This is a genomic window from Ferranicluibacter rubi (genome assembly GCF_011603255.1).
Classification (GTDB): domain Bacteria; phylum Pseudomonadota; class Alphaproteobacteria; order Rhizobiales; family Rhizobiaceae; genus Ferranicluibacter; species Ferranicluibacter rubi.
Genome location: NZ_JAANCM010000005.1, coordinates 16,862 through 34,426, shown reverse-complemented (window position 1 = coordinate 34,426; position 17,565 = coordinate 16,862). Strand labels below are relative to the sequence as shown.

The window sequence follows — 17,565 nt, the reverse complement described above, 5'->3', positions numbered from 1 at the left end:
TGGCGAAGGCGTAAACGCTGCGTCGCCACCCTGTTTACATCGGCCGGCAGCTTGGAAGGGCGCGCGAGGTACCAAAAGCAATTGTCAGCCGGCTGTCTTTGCGCTTAGTCTTGTCCGTCAAGACAAGGGGTCCGAATGACCATCACCACAGACACCGCCAATCCGTCCTCGGGCAGCATCCGTTTCCTGCTCAACGACCGCGAGATCGACCTGAAGACCGTAGCGCCCACCGCGACGCTGCTCGATTTCCTGCGGCTGGAGCGCCGGCTGACGGGCACCAAGGAAGGATGTGCGGAGGGCGACTGCGGCGCCTGCACCGTTCTCGTCGGGCGGCTGGTCGCGGGAGACCTCGTCTATGAAGGCGTCAACGCCTGCATCCGCTTCGTCGGCTCGCTCAACGCCACCCATGTCGTGACCGTCGAGCATCTGGCCGCACGCGACGGCACCCTCCACCCCGTGCAGCAGGCGATGGTGGATTATCACGGCTCGCAGTGCGGCTTCTGCACGCCGGGTTTCGTCATGTCGCTTTACGGCCTGTGGCTGTCGAAGGACACTCCCGGCCGGGCCGACATCGAAAAGGCGCTACAGGGCAATCTCTGTCGATGCACGGGCTACGAGCCGATCGTGCGCGCGGCCGAAGCCGTCGCCACCGCCCGGCCCGATGCCGTGTTCGATCCAATCCTGAAAATGCGCGATCGCGTCCGCGCGTTTCTCTCGGGCTTGCCCACAGGCGAAACCATCGTCCTCGGCCCACCCGATGCCCGCCTCGTCGTGCCCGGCTCGACACAGGCGCTGGCCGAAGCGCTGGCGGCCTATCCGGAAGGCACCGTGGTTGCGGGTTCCACCGATGTCGGCCTGTGGGTGACGAAGCAAATGCGCGCCATCAACCCCGTCATCTTTATCAACGGTCTCTCGGATCTCCAGTCGATCACCGAAACGTCCGACGGCATCACCATCGGCGCCGGCGTCACCTATTCGCTCGCCTTCTCCACGCTCGCGCGGCGCCTGCCGCCGCTTGGCAAGCTGCTCGACAGGCTCGGCGGCGATCAGGTGCGCAACATGGGCACCATCGGCGGCAACATCGCCAACGGCTCGCCCATCGGCGACACGCCCCCGCCCTTGATCGCGCTCGACGCCACGGTCACGCTCCGCTCCGTTTCGGGAACGCGGACTGTGCCGCTGCAGGACTATTTCATCGCCTATGGCCGGCAGGACCGCCATCCGGGCGAGTTCGTCGAAAGCCTGTTCGTGCCCACCCTGCCCGCAGACGAGCATTTCGCCGTCTACAAGATCTCCAAGCGCCGCGACGAGGACATCTCCGCCCTCTGCGCCGCCTTCCGCCTCGCCGTATCGCCGGAAGGCGTGGTCACATCCGCCCGCATCGCCTTCGGCGGCATGGCCGGCACGCCGAAGCGCGCCACGGCCGTCGAGGAGGCCCTGATCGGGAAGCCGTGGACCGAAGAAACCGTCACCACCGCCCGCCCGGCCTTCGACATCGATTACCAGCCCTTGAGCGACTGGCGCGCCACCAGCGCCTATCGCGCGCTGACCGCAAAGAACCTGCTGTTGCGGTTCTATCTGGAAACATCGGGCACGCCGGCGGAGCTGGTGCGGTTCGAGGCCGCGGAATGACGTGAGAAGAAAGGCCCTCTCTGGCCTGCCGGCCATCTCCCCCACAAGGGGGGAGAAGACCCGGAGCAACGCCCCGCTACCGAGCTGACGGGAATGGGGAGGTGACCACAAGTCTTCTCCCCCCTTGTGGGGGAGATGGCTGGCAAGCCAGAGAGGGCCTTCCTTCCATCCCGCCCAAAATACGCAAGACGCCAACGAACGTCAGGAACGCCATGGACACCTCCACTTTCGAAGAGCGCAAGACCATCGCAACCACCATCCGCGGCGGCATGCACAGGAACCTTCGCCATGACAGCGCGCACAAGCACGTGGCCGGCAGTGCCGACTATATCGACGACATGCCCGAGCCCGCGGGAACGCTGCACGCGGCCCTCGGCCTCACCGACCGCGCCCATGCCGAAATCGTCTCGATGGACCTGAGCGCCGTGGAAGCCTATCCCGGCGTCGTCTGCGTTCTCACCGCGCGCGACATGCCGCATTCCAACGACATCAGCCCAAGCCACCTCGATGACGAACCCGTGCTGGCGGAGGGCCTCGTTGAGTTCCACGGTCAGGCCGCCTTCGCCGTCATCGCCGAAACGCGCGACGCCGCCCGCCGCGCCGCGCGCCATGCGAAGATCGTCTACAACGACCTGCCGCACGCCATCGACGTCGTGGAGGCGCGCGAGGCCGGCGGCAAGCTCGTGACCAAGCCGCTGACCCTGTCGCGCGGCGATGCCATCCACGAAATGCCGAACGCGCCGCGCCGCGTGAAAGGCGAGATGCGCATCGGCGGACAGGAGCACTTCTATCTGGAAAGCCACATCGCCTTTGCCATTCCCGGCGAAGACGACGACATCACCGTCTGGTCCTCCACCCAGCACCCGAGCGAAGTCCAGCACATGGTCGCCCATGTGCTCGGCGTGCCCTCAAATGCGGTGACCGTGCAGGTCCGCCGCATGGGCGGCGGCTTCGGCGGCAAGGAAACGCAGGGCAACCAGTTCGCGGTTATCGCCGCCGTTGCGGCAAAGAAGCTGAACCGCCCGGTGAAATTCCGCCCCGACAGGGACGAGGACATGGCCTGCACCGGCAAGCGCCACGACTTTCTGGTCGAATACGAGGTCGGCTTCGACGATGACGGCCGCATCCATGCCGTGAACGCGACGTTTGCCGCCCGCTGCGGCTATTCCTCCGATCTCTCCGGCCCCGTCACCGACCGCGCCCTCTTCCACGCGGATGGCGCCTATTTCTATCCGCATGTGCGCCTGACCTCTGAACCGCTGAAGACCAACACCGTCTCCAACACCGCCTATCGCGGCTTCGGCGGACCGCAGGGCATCGTCGGTGCCGAACGCATGATCGAGGAGATCGCCTATGCGCTCGGCAAAGACACGCTCGAGATCCGAAAGCTGAACTTCTACGGCGAAAAAGGCTCTGACCGCGATCTGACGCCCTATCACCAGCAGGTCGAAGACAACGTCATCGGCAAGCTGGTGGCGGAACTTGAGACAAGCGCCGAATACCAGAAGCGCCGCGCCAACATCCTCGCCTTCAACGCCGGCAGCCGCATTATCCGAAAGGGCATCGCGCTGACGCCGGTTAAGTTCGGCATCTCCTTCACCATGACCGCCTTCAACCAGGCGGGCGCCCTCGTCCATGTCTATCAGGACGGCTCGATCCACCTGAACCATGGCGGCACGGAGATGGGCCAGGGGCTCTACACCAAGATCGCGCAGGTGCTGGCCGACAGCTTCCAGGTCGATATCGACCGTGTGAAGATCACCGCGACCACCACCGGCAAGGTACCGAACACCTCGGCCACCGCCGCCTCCTCCGGCACCGACCTCAACGGCATGGCGGCGGCCGATGCCGCCCGTCAGATCAAGGAACGCCTCGTCGCCTTCGCCGCCGAGCGCTGGCAGACGACACCGGACAAGATCGCCTTCGTGCCGAACCATGTCCTCATCGGCGAGGAGCGCGTGCCCTTCAACGATCTCGTCAAGCTGGCCTATTTCGCCCGCATCCAGCTGTCGGCCGCCGGCTTCTACAAGACCCCGAAGATTCATTGGGACCGCACCACCGGCCGCGGCACGCCGTTCTACTATTTCGCCTATGGCGCTGCGGTTTCAGAGGTATCGATCGACACGCTGACCGGCGAATACATGGTCGAGCGGGTGGATGTGCTCCACGATGTCGGGCGGTCGCTCAACCCGGCGATCGACATCGGTCAGATCGAAGGCGGCTTCGTGCAGGGCATGGGCTGGCTGACGACGGAAGAGCTCTGGTGGGATGCCAAGGGCCGGCTGCGCACCCACGCACCCTCCACCTACAAGATCCCGCTCGCCTCCGACCGACCGAAGATTTTCAACGTCAAGCTGGCGGACTGGAGCGAGAACGGCGAGGAAACCATCGGCCGCTCCAAGGCCGTGGGCGAACCGCCGTTCAACCTGCCGATCTCCGTGCTCGAAGCCATCTCCATGGCGGTCGCGAGCGTCGGCGACTACCGCCAGTGCCCCCGCCTCGATGCGCCGGCCACGCCGGAACGCGTGCTGATGGCCGTCGAGCGGATGCGTGCCGCACCATGAAATTCGTCGTCGGCAGCCTGCAGGCGTTTCTCGCCCGCGAGGCACATATCGTCTGGATCGAGGTGGCGGAGACGCGCGGCTCGACCCCGCGCGAGACCGGCGCCTTCATGCTCGTCTCGCCCACGGACAGCCATGGGACCATCGGCGGCGGGCAGATGGAGCACATGGCGACCGATCACGCCCGCAACCTGCTGGCGGGCATGACGACGGAAACGCACCTCGACATCCCCCTTGGGCCCGAGATCGGCCAGTGCTGCGGCGGCAGGGTCGTGCTCTCTTTCCGCACGCTCGACACGCCCGCGCGCGACGATCTCGATGCGATGCTGGAAGCCCGTGTGAAGGGGTTTCCCGAGGTCTGGCTGTTCGGCGGCGGCCATGTCGGCCGGGCTCTGGCCGATGCGCTGGTGCTCCTGCCCGTGCGCACCATCGCGGTCGAAACGCGCCGGACCGAACTCGACCTGATGTCATCGGGCGCCAGCCACCGCCTGACCGCCATGCCAGAATCTCTTGTGAAGGATATCGCCCCCGGCAGCGCGGTCATCATCCTCACACATGATCATGCATTGGATTTTCTGATCGCGCGGGAAGCCCTCGCCCGCACCGACCTTGCCTATACCGGCATGATCGGCTCGAAGACCAAACGGGCGACCTTCGCCAGCTGGGCGCGCGACGAAGGCCTCGATGACACCGCCCTCTCCCGCCTCGTCCTGCCCATCGGTGGCAAGACCGTAAGCGACAAGCGCCCCCCCGTGATCGCCGCGATGACGGTGGCCGAAGTGCTGGTCGCGCTTGACGCCTACCGCCTCTCTGCCGGCTCGTAGCGCGGATCGCGCCCATCGAGAAATCCGAGATCGCGCTGTAGATGCGGCGGCATGCTCAGGAGGTCGAGCCGCGGGTAGCGTCGCTGGATTAAGCAGGCGAGCACCGCCCGCACACTGCGCAGGGCATGGCCGAGAGCGTTGGCTTTCAACCTATGAAGAAAGATCGGGCGCGTCGTCTGCAGGCTCATGGCATCACCAGTCGGTTAAGGATTGGCTTGCATCATCGGCCCATGCATAGTCGAAATCCAATCGAACATCCGCCTGCCGCCATCAAGAGAACTGATCTATGAAGATGTCCCGCCAGTTCCCGCTGAATGCCTTGCGTGTGTTTGAGGCGGTCGCCCGCTTGTCGAGCTTCACCCGTGCCGGCGAGGAACTCGGCCTCACCCAGACCGCTGTCAGCTATCAGATCAAACTTCTCGAGGAGAACATCGGCGAACCCCTCTTCCTGCGCCGTCCGCGCCAGATCACGCTGACGGAGACCGGCGAACGGCTGCTGCCGAAGGTCGCCCAAGGGTTTGACCTTCTGGGAGAGGCCGTGTCGGCGGCGCGCGAAACGGCTATGGAAACGCTGGATATCAATGCAACGCCGACCTTCGCCATGCTCTGGCTGTCGCGCCATCTTGGCGCCTTCCAACTTCGCCATTCCCGGATCGCCGTCAGGCTGACGACGACGCAGCATGTGATCGATCTCGCGCGCGAAGGCGCCGACGTCGCATTGAGGGCCGGTCACGGCAATTGGCAGGGCCTTGTCTCCCACCCGCTGATGCCGGTCGATTTTACGCCCATGCTCAGTCCGAAACTGGCGGACAGTATCGGCGGCATCGAAACGCCCGCCGATCTTCTCAAACTCCGGATCATCGATCCTGCCGACCCCTGGTGGCCGCTTTGGTTTACCGCCATCGGCCATCCACTGCCCGATCTGAGCCACCAGACGCCGAGCAAGATGGGCGCGCAACTCTACGAGGCGGGCCTTGCCATTGCCGGCCAAGGCGTAGCGATGCTCACCCCGGCTTTCTACACCGATGATCTGGCCAGCGGCCGCCTCATCCAGCCCTTTGCCACCGCCGCAAATGACGGGTTTCACTACTGGCTGGTCTATCCGGAAGCACGCCGCAACGTCCGCAAGATCCGTGATTTCCGCGACTGGATTTTAGAGGAGTTTGCCACGGCTCAAACGTAACGACTGCGGTGATACGACTCCCGTTCAACCTTGACGATTTTTGTATTTTACGTATTTTACTCAGAAAAGGAGATGTCGATGTCCGAGGCTTTGAGAATCCCGGCAACCGTCTTTTCGCGTGGCTTTGCGCGCTATCAGGACGAGGCCATTACCGAGAAGATGATTGAAATCACCAGCCACGGGCGGGTTGTCGGTGGCTATCTCTCTGCCAGTGAACTTGAGCACTACAAAAGGCTGAAACGCAGGGAGCGCGAAGTCCTTGTGGTCGGCGAACTAGACGGCGAGACGATATCGGATCTCGAAAATGCCCGCTATGGCGTTTCGCCGGCGTGAAATTACCGGCGCCGGCACCGGGTCTGGTGGTTCGATATGCGTTCCTCTGGAAGGAGGATCATGACAAAGGCAGGTACGAAGCAGCCAAGGACAGACCATGCGCCATTGTTCTGGCTGCGAATGTCAGGGAGACGGCGGAGATCCAGGTCGTTGTCGTGCCTATAACGCATTCCGCCCCCGGACCTGACGAGATATCGACGTCACTCGAAATGCCTCAAGCCGTCGCTCGGACCCTGGGATTGGACGATGGTCGCCATTGGGTTCGGCTAACGCAGCTCAACCGCTTCATCTGGCCCGGCTACGATTTACGCCCGAGACCAGATATTCCAGAGCGTGTCGACTACGGGTTCGTCCCTCAAGCGTTCTTCGAGCGCATCAAATCGGCGATCCTCGCTGAAAACAAACGGAAGAAGCTCTCGTTCACCCCTCGGGACTCTTGATCCGTGTTGATATCGCACTCGCCACCAAATATCTTGTCGAGCACGCGGATCTTTGAGAAAGCGCCCCTTCCCTCGCCCTGAAAATTCTCGCAATGTGACGGTCGGGGGGCATGAAAGGGGACAGACATGTACGAATACGCCATCATGTGGGAATGGCTGGCCTTCGCCGTGCGCTGGCTGCACGTGATCACAGCGATCGCCTGGATCGGCTCCTCCTTCTACTTCATCGCGCTCGATCTCGGACTGGTGAAGCGCGCCCATCTGCCGGTTGGGGCCTATGGCGAGGAATGGCAGGTCCATGGCGGCGGATTCTACCATATCCAGAAATATCTGGTCGCCCCGGCCATGATGCCGGAGCACCTGACCTGGTTCAAATGGGAGGCCTACACCACCTGGCTGTCCGGCTTTGCCCTCCTCTGTCTGGTCTATTACGGCGGCGCCGACCTGTTCCTCGTCGATCGCCACGTGCTCGATATCTCCTCCACCACTGCAATCCTCCTGTCGCTCGCCTCGCTCGGAGTAGGCTGGCTCTTCTACGACCTGCTCTGCAAGTCGCCGCTCGGCAAGAACACCTGGACGCTGATGGGCTTGCTCTATGTGGCGCTGGTGGCGATGGCCTGGGGCTACACGCAGGTCTTCACCGGCCGCGCCGCCTTCCTGCATCTCGGCGCCTTTACGGCCACCATCATGTCCGCCAACGTCTTCTTCATCATCATGCCCAACCAGCGCATCGTGGTGGCGGACCTCATCGCCGGGCGCACGCCCGACCCGAAATACGGTGCGATCGCCAAGCAGCGCTCGCTGCACAACAATTACCTGACGCTGCCCGTCATCTTCTTCATGCTGTCGAACCACTATCCGCTGGCCTTCGCCACGGCTTATAGCTGGATCATTGCGGCGCTGGTGTTCCTCATGGGCGTCACCATCCGCCACTGGTTCAACACCACACACGCCCGCAAGGGCCGCCCGACATGGACGTGGCTCGTCACGGTTCTCCTCTTCATTCTCATCATGTGGCTCTCGACCGCGCCGAAGCTGCCGGGCACGGCGGCGGAGACCGCTGCCGTCTCCCCGGCCTTCGCCCGCTTCGCCGAGAACGCCCATTTCCCCGCCGTGCGCGATACGGTCTCCACCCGCTGCTCCATGTGCCATGCGGCCGAACCGGTTTACGAGGGCCTCGTGCGGCCGCCCAAGGGCGTAATGCTGGAAAATGACGGAGAGATCGCAGCCCACGCCCGCGAGATCTACCTCCAGGCCGGCCGCAGCCACGCCATGCCACCCGGCAACCTCACCGACATGACGGCCGACGAACGCGCGCTGATCGCCGCCTGGTTCGAAAGCGCCGCGGGAACCACCACACAATGACATCTACGCTTCTTCGCGGCCGCACGCTCACCTTCCGCCGCCGCCCCTTGTCGATGGACGATACCCAAGCCTATGCCTACGAGACCGACGGCGCGCTGCTTCTGCGCGATGGCCTGATCGTTGCCAGCGGAGCCTACAACGCCGTGCGCGAGCAGGCGCCCGAAGATGCCGTCGAGATCGACCACAGGCCGCACCTCATCCTGCCGGGCTTCATCGATACCCATGTCCACTTTCCGCAGATGCAGGTCATCGGCTCCTATGCCGCCAACCTCCTGGAATGGCTGAACACCTACACATTCCCCGAAGAATGCCGCTTCGTGGAGACGGCGCATGCGCAGCGTATCGCGGTGCATTTCTTCGATGAAATGATCCGCCATGGCACGACGACAGCAGTCGCCTACTGTTCCGTTCACAAGACCTCGGCCGATGCCTTTTTCGCGGAAGCCATGAAGCGCGACATGCGCATGGTCGCCGGCAAGGTGATGATGGATCGCAACGCGCCGCAGGGGCTGCTCGACACGCCAGAGATGGGCTATGACGAGACGCGCGCGGTCATCGCCCAATGGCACGGCAAGGGCCGCAACCACGTGGCCATCACCCCCCGCTTTGCGATCACCTCGACGCCGGAACAGATGTCCGCCGCGCAGGCTCTCGCTGCCGAATTCCCCGACCTGCACATCCAGACCCACCTGTCGGAAAACCGCGACGAGATCGACTACACCCTCTCGCTCTATCCCGACGCCGCCGACTATACCGACGTCTACGCGAATTACGGTCTGATGGGCCCGAAATCCCTGTTCGGCCATGCCATTCACCTGTCGGAGCGCGAGCGGGATGCGATGAGCGAGACGGGCTCCATCGCGGTGCATTGCCCGACATCCAATCTCTTCCTCGGCTCCGGCTTGTTCCCGCTAAAGGAGCTGGCACGACGGGAAAAGCCGGTCCGCATCTCCGTCGCCTCCGATATCGGCGGCGGATCGAGCTACTCCATGCTGCGCACCATGGACGAGGCCTACAAGATCCAGCAATTGCTGGGCGAGCGGCTGAACCCGTTCGACAGCTATTACTATCTGACGCTCGGCAATGCCAAGGCCCTGTCCCTGTCGGAGCGCATCGGCACGCTGGAGCCAGGAACCGACGCCGACCTCATCGTGCTCGACATGGCGGCAACGCCGGCCATGGCGCTGAAAGCGGAGGTCGTCACCTCCCTCTCCGACGAGCTTTTCCTGCTGCAGACCATGGGCGACGACCGTGCCGTGGTGGAAACCTACGTCGCCGGACGCGCGGCAAAGACCAAGCTTGCCTGACTGGTAAATTTTATTGACCAGTTACTCCGCAGGTGCTTAACGCCCGGCATCCGGCGTGATAGGAGACAAGCGACAACCCACTGCGGAGCTTGCCCATGCCGTCCCTCGAAATCAGCGACCTGAAAGCTCTGGCAAAACGTCGTGTGCCAAAGATGTTCTTCGATTATGCCGATAGCGGCGCCTGGACGGAGGGTACCTATCGCGCCAACGAGGCGGATTACCACAAGATCAAGCTTCGCCAGCGGGTGCTGGTCGATATGACCAACCGGTCGCTGGCGAGCACCATGATCGGGCAGAAAGTCTCGATGCCGGTGGCGCTCTCTCCCACAGGCTTGACCGGCATGCAGCACGCCGATGGCGAGATGCTGGCGGCGCAGGCGGCCGAAGAGTTCGGCGTGCCGTTCACGCTGTCGACCATGAGCATCTGCTCGATCGAGGACGTCGCCTCGGTCACGACCAAGCCGTTCTGGTTTCAGCTTTACGTGATGAAGGACCGCGATTTCGTTCGCAATCTCATCGAGCGCGCCAAGGCGGCGAAATGCTCGGCGCTGGTGCTGACGCTCGACCTGCAGATCCTCGGGCAGCGCCACAAGGACTTGCGTAACGGCCTTTCCGCGCCGCCGAAGTTCACGCCCAAACACATCTGGCAGATGGCGACGCGGCCCGGCTGGTGCCTGAAGATGATGAAAACCCAGCGGCGCGGCTTCGGCAACATCGTCGGCCATGCCAAGAATGTCTCGGATCTCTCCTCCTTGTCCGCCTGGACGGCCGAACAGTTCGACCCGAAACTCTCCTGGGACGACGTCGCCTGGATCAAGCAGCTCTGGGGCGGCCCGCTGATCCTGAAAGGCATCCTCGATCCCGAAGACGCCCGCATGGCGGCAAAGACCGGCGCGGATGCGATCATTGTCTCCAACCATGGCGGACGCCAGCTGGATGGTGCGGCCTCCTCGATTTCAATGCTGCCCCGCATCGTCGATGCGGTCGGCGGCGATATCGAGATCCATATCGACGGCGGCATCCGCTCAGGCCAGGACATTCTCAAGGCCGTCGCCCTCGGCGCGCGCGGCACCTATATCGGCCGTCCGTTCCTCTACGGCCTCGGCGCCAGCGGCAAGACCGGCGTACGCCTTGCGCTCGACATCCTGCGCAAGGAACTCGACATCACCATGGCGCTCTGCGGCAAGCGCGACATCCTCGACGTCGATAGAGATATCCTCGATTCTGACGCCGGTCAGCTTCCCCGGTAGGTGGAGTAGCTGTAGGGCGAGAGCAGCAGCGGCACGTGATAATGCGCCGCCGGATCGGCGATGCCGAAGCGCAAAGGGATGATATCGAGGAAGGGCGGATCGGAGAGCGCCGTTCCGCTCACCTTGAGGTAATCGCCTGCGTGGAAGACGAGCTCATAGGTCCCACGCACAAGGGCATCGCCCTCCAGAAGCGGCGCGTCCACCCGTCCGTCGCCGTTCGTCGCCACGATCTTCAAGAGCGTCCGTGCCTCACCCTCGATGTGGAAAAGCGCGACCTGCAGGCCGGCCGCAGGGCGGCCGAGCGCCGTATCGAGAACATGGGTGGTCAGGCGGCCGGTGGTGATCATGATGACCTCTTTCAGGAGATCCGACCGGCCGGATGCCGATGGGAGCGGTGGGACGCGTTTAAGATGAACAAGCGGTCGGACTCACGACAGCGAAGACGCCGCGATCGTGAAGGGCGTCTCGAAGAAGATCTCTTCCAGATTATGCTCGCTGCCCTCGCGATCGACCACGAGAAAGTCGCTGACGGCACCGACGGCGACCAGCGGGTGGTGCCAGACGTTGCGGCCGTAATGCACACCCTGACGCCCCGAGCAGGCAAACACCCGCGGACGACCGGGCTGGCCATCCTCGTCTTGCGCCACGACCGCCAGCCACGACCGGTTGTCGAGTGGAATGAAGCTCTGCGAACCCCACGGGTGCCGCTCCATCATGTCGACCACATAGGGGAACAACCGGGGCTGCCCACGAAAGATGTTGATGACAATACGCGCATCCTCACCAGCGGCTTCCGTCTTGCCGAGCGCATGAAACCGCTCTGTCGTGCCGCCATTGATGAGCCGCATCGTCTTGGGGTCAGCCTCGATGACGCTGCCGAAAGGCGCGAAGGCCCCCGCCGTCAGCGGCTCGATGGGTAGGACCAGCCCGCTCATGCCGCGTAACCGGGAAAGAGAGCATCGAGCCGCAGCCGGGCGATCGTCTCGACCTCGGCGGTGGCGGTGGCGAATTCCTCATCCGGCGTGTTGTCCAGACGCGCCTGGAATGCCGCGAGAATGTCATCCTTTGTCTTGCCGCGCACGGCGATGATGAAGGGGAAGCCGAACTTGTCGGTATAGATCGCGTTGCAGGTGGTGAAGCGCTCGTGCTCCTCCGGCGTCAGGCGATCGAGACCGGCCGAGGCCTGCTCCGCCTTGCTATCGGCGGTCAGCCCGCCGGCTATCGCCAGACGGCCGGCCAGATCCGGATGCGCGCGCAGGACCTGCAGCCGCTTCTCAGTCGAGGCGGCCCGAAAGGCCTGCACCATGGCCGCATGCACGGTCGCGGCCGTCGGCGGCCCGTCCGGCAGTCCGTCGAGCGCCTCTTCGGCAACCCATGGCGAATGCTCGAAGATGCCGCCGAACTGGCCGACAAAGGCCCTCCCCTCGGCGCTGTCCCTCTCGATGCTCACAGGCCACCCTCCGGCTTGTGGTGCGCATGCCAGTGGTGGGCAATGTCAACCCGCTTGGCGATCCACACCTTGTCCTTGGAAAGCACGTAATCGACGAAGCGCGCCAGAGCCGCCGCCCGCCCGGGACGCCCGACGAGGCGGCAGTGGAGGCCGATATTCATCATCTTCGGGCTCCCCTCGGCACCCTCCTCATAGAGCACGTCGAACGTGTCCTTGAGATAGGTGAAGAACTGATCGCCGGAATTGAACCCCTGCGGCGTGGCGAACCGCATGTCGTTGGCGTCAAGCGTATAGGGAATGATAAGATGCGGCGTCTCCGGCGTCTTGCCCGGCACCCAATAGGGCAGTTCGTCGGCATAGCTGTCGGAGGAATAGAGGAAACCGCCCTCCTCGATGACCAGCTTCAGCGTGTTGTCGGAAGGCTTGCCCTGATAGAGGCCGAGCGGATGAGAACCGGTGAGTTCCGTGTGCAGCCGCACGGCGTCGGCGATGTGACGGCGCTCCTCCTCCTCGGTGAAGTCCTTGTATTCCAACCAGCGATAGCCGTGGCTGGCGATTTCCCAGTCGGCTTCCTTCATGGCGGCGACCGCGTCCGGGTTGCGCGCCATCGCCAGCGTCACGCCATAGACCGTCACCGGCACGTTGCGGCTCGTGAACAGGCGCCAAAGCCGCCAGAAACCAGCGCGCGAGCCGTATTCGTAGATCGATTCCATGTTCAGGTTGCGCTGCCCCGGCCAGGGCTGTGCGCCGACGATTTCCGACAGCAGCGATTCGGAGGCCTTCTCGCCATCCATGATGGTGCTCTCGCCGCCTTCCTCGTAATTGACGACGAATTGAACGGCGATCCTGGCCTCGCCGGGCCAGTGAACCTCCGGCAGGTGACGGCCGTAGCCGACGAGATCGCGCGGTGTCGAAAAATCCATGGTCACCCCTCTTTGTCGCCAAACGGTACCATCCGAAGCGGGAAAGTCGAGGCATAAAGATCGATATCGACAGCCGAAATCGGCGAGGCCTTCACCTCTCGAACGTCGGTCGGATGCGCCTGTCTCCAGCGCCGGTGATCAGGCGCTCGTGCTCAACCGCCGCATGGCCTGCGCCATCTGCACCTCGCGCGCCGGTGTCGCCGCCGAGGCGGTGGGATCGGAAGGCACGGTAAAGCGCGCCGTCGGCTTATGCGCCGAAAGCTTGCCGAGAGGGTGCTGGGAATGCACGCGCAGCGGCGCCCCCGCCCCAGGCTCGATGAACAGCGCAAGGCTCGCAACCTTCACCGGTTGCGCGAGCAAGGGCTCGAACTGCGCCCGCAGCGGCCTTTCCATCTTCGCGCGCATGGCAGCCGTCATCGGCCCGGTCAGCATCATGTGGAACCGGAATTCGTCCATGACGAAAGGATGTCCCCAGCGGTGCAGGTTCGAAAACTGCGGTGCCGTCAGCTTGTCGGAATCGAGCCGCTCGATATCCTGCTCGGTAAAGGGGGCGCGGAACTCATCGAAAGCCTGGACGACCCGTGCCGCCAGATGCGTCATCGGCTCGCAGGGCACGCGCGGGCTGAGCCCGAAGGCACTGCCGAGCCAGGAGACCTCGAGATCCGGAATCTCGAACGGGTTGATCTCGCCGGCAAACCGCATCATCGCCTTCAGAAGCGCCGATTCGGTCCGGTCCGTCGCCAGATGAAACGGTGCTTTGATCGACCCGTGGAAGCCGTAGCGACGCGGCACCGCGGTGTAGAAGGCCACATCCTGCGCGCTGCAGCCTGCCACCGACAGTTGCTCGCAAAGGTCACCGGAATAGACGTTTCGCCCCAGCCATTCGGCTGCGGCAACGGAGAGCGGATCATGGATCGGCGGGGTGAAGCAAATGGCGTAGCGCATGGCAAACCTCGATTTGCCCCCTGCGCTACGTGATTTGCATGACAGCCTGACGAAGATGGCCTCTTATGTGCATCGAAAACAACGGAACCGGACGGCCATTCGCACGTTTTACAGACATCAAGCCAGAAGAGGAGAAGGAACGTGACCTATCACAACCCCAATCTGCACGGCGACAGCCCCGGTCATCCGGAGAACAGCCAGAAGCTTCAGGACGCCAGCATCGTCGAGACTCACGATCTCATCGCCAGCGACAAAGTAGAGGGGACACGCGTTTACGGAGCGGATGGCAAGCGAATCGGCTCGATCGAGCGCTTGATCATTGGCAAGCAGAGCGGTCAGGTTGCCTACGCGGTGCTCGGCTTCGGCGGCTTTCTCGGCATCGGCGAAGATCACTACCCGATACCGTGGACGAAGCTCAGCTATGACGAAGAGCTTGGCGGCTATCGCACGGAGTTGACCCGTGAACAGGTCGAGAAGGCACCGAAGTATCGCAGTGACGACGAGTATGACTGGAACCGTGAAAACGGTCGTCTCATCTACGATTATTACGGCGTGCCGCCCTACTGGATGTAGGTGTGCGTAAACCATCCGCAATGTTAAAGGGCGCACCGGACGGTAGCGCCCATTTTCATGTCGCCTCAGATCTTTGAAGGATCGGCGATGACCTCTGCGAGATCCTTGTACTCCTCGCAATCGGTGCCGCAGATCGACTTGATGGTCTCGAGCTCGTTGCGCGCGAGATCGATCTGGCCTTTTACGATATAGGCCTCGCCCAGGTATTCCCGGACCTTCGCATATTTCGGGTCCTTGTCGACCGATTTCAGATAATAGCCGATCCCCTCGTCCGTCCGTCCCAGCTTGCGCGTGGCATAGCCGCGATAGTTGAGAACCTCGGCCGTCTCCTGATTGTCGACAGTGTCCAGAACCTCAAGTGCTTCGGCATAGCGCTCGGCCTTGGCCAGCGCGTAAGCATAGTCCGCCTTGTTCTCGTCGGTCAGGTTCGAGCCCTGCTGCTTGATGCATTTCTTGGTTTTCTGGTCGTAGATCTCACCCTTCTTGCAGACGGGCGTTTTAGAGCTGTCATCTCCTGCCGCGTAGACCGGCGAGAGGAAAAGCCCGGAGGCGATGCAGGCGCCGGCAAGGAGAGACAGAACGTGTTGGGACATCGACATGGAATCCTCCAGACGGACGAAAATGTCATCCGCTCCTGTCGAGGATTCTTACAGATGCAAACAGCGGCCGGCAATGCCGGGAGATGACGATGCTCAGCGGCGCGCCGAAACGCCAAAATGGCTTTCACACCGGAACGACAGGGGTAACGCGATTGCTTCCCCTCGCCCGCAGATTCGCTCCACCACCGCCTGCGCCAGGCGATGCGCGATGCCGAAGCTGATCTTGAAGCCACCCGTCAGGAGATGCAGGCGAGGATAGTCGGGATGCGGCCCCGCCATCGGGTCCCGACCCACGGCCCGGGGTCGAAGGCCCGCCCAGCGCTCGATGACCGGCGCGCCGACCAGCGCCGGAACCAGTCTCACCGCCTTCGCGAGCAGATCGTCCAGCCTGTGATCGGTCGACAACGGATCGGCATAGTCCATCTCGCTGGTGCTGCCGATCGCCACGCCGCCGGTGTCATGCGCGATGACGTAGACGCCATCCGAATAGAGGATCGGCAGTGCGGGATCGAGATCGACCGCAAGCCGCGCCGCCTGCCCTTTCACGCCCGTGCCGCTTGCCGGCCGCGCCTTTGCATCCTCCACCGGCTGCAAGCCATCGATCAGGGGAAAGCTGCCCACTCCGGCCGCAAGCACGATATTCCCGGCATGGACGACGGTTCCGTCGGCAAGAACGACCCGCCCCTGCCGCGGATCGATCTCCCGCGACGCGCATCCCTCGCGGATGGTTACACCCGGCATCGTGCCGAGCACGGACGTCAGAAGTTGCAGCAGCCCGCGCGGCGAAACACGTGCGGCCAGTTGATCGAAAACGGCTCCATCCGCGACGACATCCGACGAGAAAAGGCCATCCGGCGTAGTATCCAGAACGCCCCAAGCAAAGCCGACCTCTCCGCTTCGCCAGTTCACATCCGCATCCGCCACCTGCCGGAGCGCGATCTCTCGTAAATGCGGCTTTGCGAGCGGAATAAGCCGGCCCGTTCGCCGGTATCCCGCGGAAAGACCGGTCTCGGCCTCCATCCGCCGGATCTCACCCTCCAGCGAAACCAACGCATCGAACTGGAACTGTTTCTTGTCGTTCCAGCGGTCGGGCGTATGCGGCATCAGCGCGCCGAGCAGCCCGCCGCTCGCACCCGCCCCGATCGTCGCCCGCTCCACGAGCAGCACCTCAAGCCCCGCGCGCGCCGCATGAAGCGCCGCCCAGAGGCCCATGATGCCCCCGCCGATAACGACCAGATCCGTCTTCATATCCGCCATCGATTGACCTTGCCCGCAGGGCTTATTATCGCTTGTCCATGACAGAGAGCCGCCCGACCAAAGACGTTGAAGTCCGGACACCGGACCACCAGACACTCGACTGGCACACCGGCGATATGCCGTATTCCGTTGAATTTGACGATCATTTTTATTGCCGCACGGATGGACGGCTGGAGTGCGGTCATGTCTTCCTGAACGGTAACGGCCTGCCGGAGCGTTGGAAGGAAGCGCATGTCTTCTCCATTGGCGAACTCGGTTTCGGCACCGGTCTCAATTTCTGCGAGACATGGCGCCAGTGGAAGATGACCGAGAAACCGGCTCGCGCCCGCCTCGCCTTCACCTCGTTCGAGCGCTTCCCCATGCAGGCGGCAGACATCGCGCGCGCCCTCTCCGCCTGGCCCGAGATCACGGATGAGCGCGACGCGCTGGTCGCCGAATGGCCGCAGACGCTTTCCGGCAGCGTCCGTCTCGACCTCGCAAGCGACGTCACGCTCACCATCGTCTGCGGCTCGGCCATCGACGGTGTCGAAACCTATGCCGAGACGTTCGATGCCTGGTACCTCGACGGTTTCGCACCCTCGCGCAATCCCGACATGTGGTCGCAGGCGCTCATGACAGCGGTGCACGACCGCACGGCACCAGCCGGCACCTTTGCCACTTACGCCGCCGCCGGCTTCGTGCGCCGCAATCTCCAGGCTGCGGGCTTCGTCGTGGAGCGCCGCAAGGGCTTTGCCGGCAAGCGGGAAATGTTGTGCGGCACCAAGCCAGCGGAACTTGCGCGCACCCTATAAGGCTGATCGTCTGTTCGCACATGCGAAAAGACAGCTTGACTTTCGGCCGGGAAACAACGACATGAGGGCCAGCGTCACCTTCCGGCCGCCGCGTGAGCGTGCCCAGCGGATTTTGTCATTCCGTAGCGAAGG

18 protein-coding genes are annotated in these 17,565 nt (G+C 63.4%); 10 read left to right on the top strand and 8 right to left on the bottom strand.

Features of this window, described 5'->3' with window-relative positions; translation table 11 throughout:
- Nucleotides 1-135: 135 nt before the first annotated feature.
- The 3 genes from xdhA to xdhC all read left to right on the top strand — a co-directional run bounded on the left by xdhA (nucleotide 136) and on the right by xdhC (nucleotide 5,017).
- Nucleotides 136-1,632 (top strand): xanthine dehydrogenase small subunit, encoded by a 1,497-nt coding sequence (gene xdhA / locus G8E10_RS11400; RefSeq protein WP_167128959.1) that lies wholly within the window; start codon nucleotides 136-138, stop codon nucleotides 1,630-1,632.
- A gap of 212 nt (nucleotides 1,633-1,844) precedes the next feature.
- Nucleotides 1,845-4,196 carry a xanthine dehydrogenase molybdopterin binding subunit gene (gene xdhB, locus G8E10_RS11395; protein ID WP_167128955.1) on the top strand — a complete coding sequence of 784 codons (2,352 nt, stop codon included), beginning with the start codon at nucleotides 1,845-1,847 and terminating at the stop codon, nucleotides 4,194-4,196.
- Nucleotides 4,193-5,017 carry a xanthine dehydrogenase accessory protein XdhC gene (gene xdhC, locus G8E10_RS11390; protein WP_167128951.1) on the top strand — a complete coding sequence of 275 codons (825 nt, stop codon included), beginning with the start codon at nucleotides 4,193-4,195 and terminating at the stop codon, nucleotides 5,015-5,017. The genes xdhB and xdhC overlap by 4 nt, the downstream gene beginning before the upstream one ends.
- Here xdhC and G8E10_RS11385 read toward each other — a convergent pair.
- Nucleotides 4,993-5,205 carry a hypothetical protein gene (locus tag G8E10_RS11385; RefSeq protein WP_245419887.1) on the bottom strand — a complete coding sequence of 71 codons (213 nt, stop codon included), beginning with the start codon at nucleotides 5,203-5,205 and terminating at the stop codon, nucleotides 4,993-4,995. The genes xdhC and G8E10_RS11385 overlap by 25 nt on opposite strands.
- Before the next feature lie 98 nt (nucleotides 5,206-5,303).
- Here G8E10_RS11385 and G8E10_RS11380 point away from each other — a divergent pair, with 98 nt between their 5' ends.
- From G8E10_RS11380 to G8E10_RS11360, 5 genes are all read left to right on the top strand, one after another.
- Complete coding sequence (locus G8E10_RS11380; protein WP_167128947.1) at nucleotides 5,304-6,200, top strand: LysR substrate-binding domain-containing protein; 897 nt, start codon at nucleotides 5,304-5,306, stop codon at nucleotides 6,198-6,200.
- 78 nt (nucleotides 6,201-6,278) lie between these two features.
- Nucleotides 6,279-6,533 (top strand): hypothetical protein, encoded by a 255-nt coding sequence (locus G8E10_RS11375; protein ID WP_167128944.1) that lies wholly within the window; start codon nucleotides 6,279-6,281, stop codon nucleotides 6,531-6,533.
- A gap of 566 nt (nucleotides 6,534-7,099) precedes the next feature.
- Complete coding sequence (puuD, locus tag G8E10_RS11370) at nucleotides 7,100-8,338, top strand: urate hydroxylase PuuD (protein WP_167128941.1); 1,239 nt, start codon at nucleotides 7,100-7,102, stop codon at nucleotides 8,336-8,338.
- Nucleotides 8,335-9,645 (top strand): guanine deaminase, encoded by a 1,311-nt coding sequence (gene guaD, locus G8E10_RS11365; RefSeq protein WP_167128938.1) that lies wholly within the window; start codon nucleotides 8,335-8,337, stop codon nucleotides 9,643-9,645. Before puuD ends, guaD begins: the two co-directional genes overlap by 4 nt.
- Nucleotides 9,646-9,740: 95 nt before the next feature.
- Entirely contained in the window at nucleotides 9,741-10,895 is a 1,155-nt protein-coding gene (locus tag G8E10_RS11360) for an alpha-hydroxy acid oxidase (RefSeq protein ID WP_167128935.1), read from the top strand.
- On the opposite strand, the gene uraH is transcribed toward G8E10_RS11360, so the two are convergent.
- From uraH to G8E10_RS11335, 5 genes are all read right to left on the bottom strand, one after another.
- Nucleotides 10,880-11,242: a hydroxyisourate hydrolase gene (gene uraH, locus G8E10_RS11355; RefSeq protein WP_167128932.1), complete on the bottom strand. Its 363-nt coding sequence runs from the start codon at nucleotides 11,240-11,242 to the stop codon at nucleotides 10,880-10,882. The genes G8E10_RS11360 and uraH overlap by 16 nt on opposite strands.
- A gap of 81 nt (nucleotides 11,243-11,323) precedes the next feature.
- Nucleotides 11,324-11,830 carry an ureidoglycolate lyase gene (locus tag G8E10_RS11350; protein WP_167128929.1) on the bottom strand — a complete coding sequence of 169 codons (507 nt, stop codon included), beginning with the start codon at nucleotides 11,828-11,830 and terminating at the stop codon, nucleotides 11,324-11,326.
- Nucleotides 11,827-12,345 (bottom strand): 2-oxo-4-hydroxy-4-carboxy-5-ureidoimidazoline decarboxylase, encoded by a 519-nt coding sequence (uraD, locus tag G8E10_RS11345; protein ID WP_343289728.1) that lies wholly within the window; start codon nucleotides 12,343-12,345, stop codon nucleotides 11,827-11,829. Before uraD ends, G8E10_RS11350 begins: the two co-directional genes overlap by 4 nt.
- Nucleotides 12,342-13,268: an allantoinase PuuE gene (gene puuE, locus G8E10_RS11340; RefSeq protein ID WP_167128926.1), complete on the bottom strand. Its 927-nt coding sequence runs from the start codon at nucleotides 13,266-13,268 to the stop codon at nucleotides 12,342-12,344. The genes uraD and puuE overlap by 4 nt, the downstream gene beginning before the upstream one ends.
- A gap of 138 nt (nucleotides 13,269-13,406) precedes the next feature.
- A complete protein-coding gene (locus G8E10_RS11335) occupies nucleotides 13,407-14,213 on the bottom strand; it encodes a DUF1045 domain-containing protein (protein ID WP_167128923.1) in 807 nt (268 codons plus the stop codon).
- Between the two features lie 219 nt (nucleotides 14,214-14,432).
- Between G8E10_RS11335 and G8E10_RS11330 the strand changes: the two genes are divergently transcribed.
- Nucleotides 14,433-14,786 (top strand): PRC-barrel domain-containing protein, encoded by a 354-nt coding sequence (locus tag G8E10_RS11330; RefSeq protein WP_167129445.1) that lies wholly within the window; start codon nucleotides 14,433-14,435, stop codon nucleotides 14,784-14,786.
- A gap of 65 nt (nucleotides 14,787-14,851) precedes the next feature.
- Here G8E10_RS11330 and G8E10_RS11325 read toward each other — a convergent pair whose 3' ends face one another.
- Nucleotides 14,852-15,385, bottom strand: a complete 534-nt coding sequence (locus tag G8E10_RS11325; protein ID WP_167128920.1) for a tetratricopeptide repeat protein — start codon at nucleotides 15,383-15,385, stop codon at nucleotides 14,852-14,854.
- A gap of 93 nt (nucleotides 15,386-15,478) precedes the next feature.
- Nucleotides 15,479-16,642: an NAD(P)/FAD-dependent oxidoreductase gene (locus G8E10_RS11320; RefSeq protein ID WP_281517532.1), complete on the bottom strand. Its 1,164-nt coding sequence runs from the start codon at nucleotides 16,640-16,642 to the stop codon at nucleotides 15,479-15,481.
- A gap of 38 nt (nucleotides 16,643-16,680) precedes the next feature.
- On the opposite strand from G8E10_RS11320, the gene mnmC2 reads away from it, so the two are divergent.
- Nucleotides 16,681-17,433, top strand: a complete 753-nt coding sequence (gene mnmC2 / locus G8E10_RS11315; protein ID WP_167129438.1) for a tRNA (5-methylaminomethyl-2-thiouridine)(34)-methyltransferase MnmC2 — start codon at nucleotides 16,681-16,683, stop codon at nucleotides 17,431-17,433.
- Nucleotides 17,434-17,565 lie beyond the last annotated feature (132 nt).

Bases quoted from the DNA above. Each gene is read 5' to 3' on its own strand.
- xdhA (WP_167128959.1), top strand. From the start codon at position 136: ATGACCATCACCACAGACACCGCCAATCCGTCCTCGGGCAGCATCCGT.
- xdhB (WP_167128955.1), top strand. From the start codon at position 1,845: ATGGACACCTCCACTTTCGAAGAGCGCAAGACCATCGCAACCACCATC.
- xdhC (WP_167128951.1), top strand. From the start codon at position 4,193: ATGAAATTCGTCGTCGGCAGCCTGCAGGCGTTTCTCGCCCGCGAGGCA.
- G8E10_RS11385 (WP_245419887.1), bottom strand. From the start codon at position 5,205: ATGAGCCTGCAGACGACGCGCCCGATCTTTCTTCATAGGTTGAAAGCC.
- G8E10_RS11380 (WP_167128947.1), top strand. From the start codon at position 5,304: ATGAAGATGTCCCGCCAGTTCCCGCTGAATGCCTTGCGTGTGTTTGAG.
- G8E10_RS11375 (WP_167128944.1), top strand. From the start codon at position 6,279: ATGTCCGAGGCTTTGAGAATCCCGGCAACCGTCTTTTCGCGTGGCTTT.
- puuD (WP_167128941.1), top strand. From the start codon at position 7,100: ATGTACGAATACGCCATCATGTGGGAATGGCTGGCCTTCGCCGTGCGC.
- guaD (WP_167128938.1), top strand. From the start codon at position 8,335: ATGACATCTACGCTTCTTCGCGGCCGCACGCTCACCTTCCGCCGCCGC.
- G8E10_RS11360 (WP_167128935.1), top strand. From the start codon at position 9,741: ATGCCGTCCCTCGAAATCAGCGACCTGAAAGCTCTGGCAAAACGTCGT.
- uraH (WP_167128932.1), bottom strand. From the start codon at position 11,242: ATGATCACCACCGGCCGCCTGACCACCCATGTTCTCGATACGGCGCTC.
- G8E10_RS11350 (WP_167128929.1), bottom strand. From the start codon at position 11,830: ATGAGCGGGCTGGTCCTACCCATCGAGCCGCTGACGGCGGGGGCCTTC.
- puuE (WP_167128926.1), bottom strand. From the start codon at position 13,268: ATGGATTTTTCGACACCGCGCGATCTCGTCGGCTACGGCCGTCACCTG.
- G8E10_RS11335 (WP_167128923.1), bottom strand. From the start codon at position 14,213: ATGCGCTACGCCATTTGCTTCACCCCGCCGATCCATGATCCGCTCTCC.
- G8E10_RS11325 (WP_167128920.1), bottom strand. From the start codon at position 15,385: ATGTCGATGTCCCAACACGTTCTGTCTCTCCTTGCCGGCGCCTGCATC.
- G8E10_RS11320 (WP_281517532.1), bottom strand. From the start codon at position 16,642: ATGGCGGATATGAAGACGGATCTGGTCGTTATCGGCGGGGGCATCATG.
- mnmC2 (WP_167129438.1), top strand. From the start codon at position 16,681: ATGACAGAGAGCCGCCCGACCAAAGACGTTGAAGTCCGGACACCGGAC.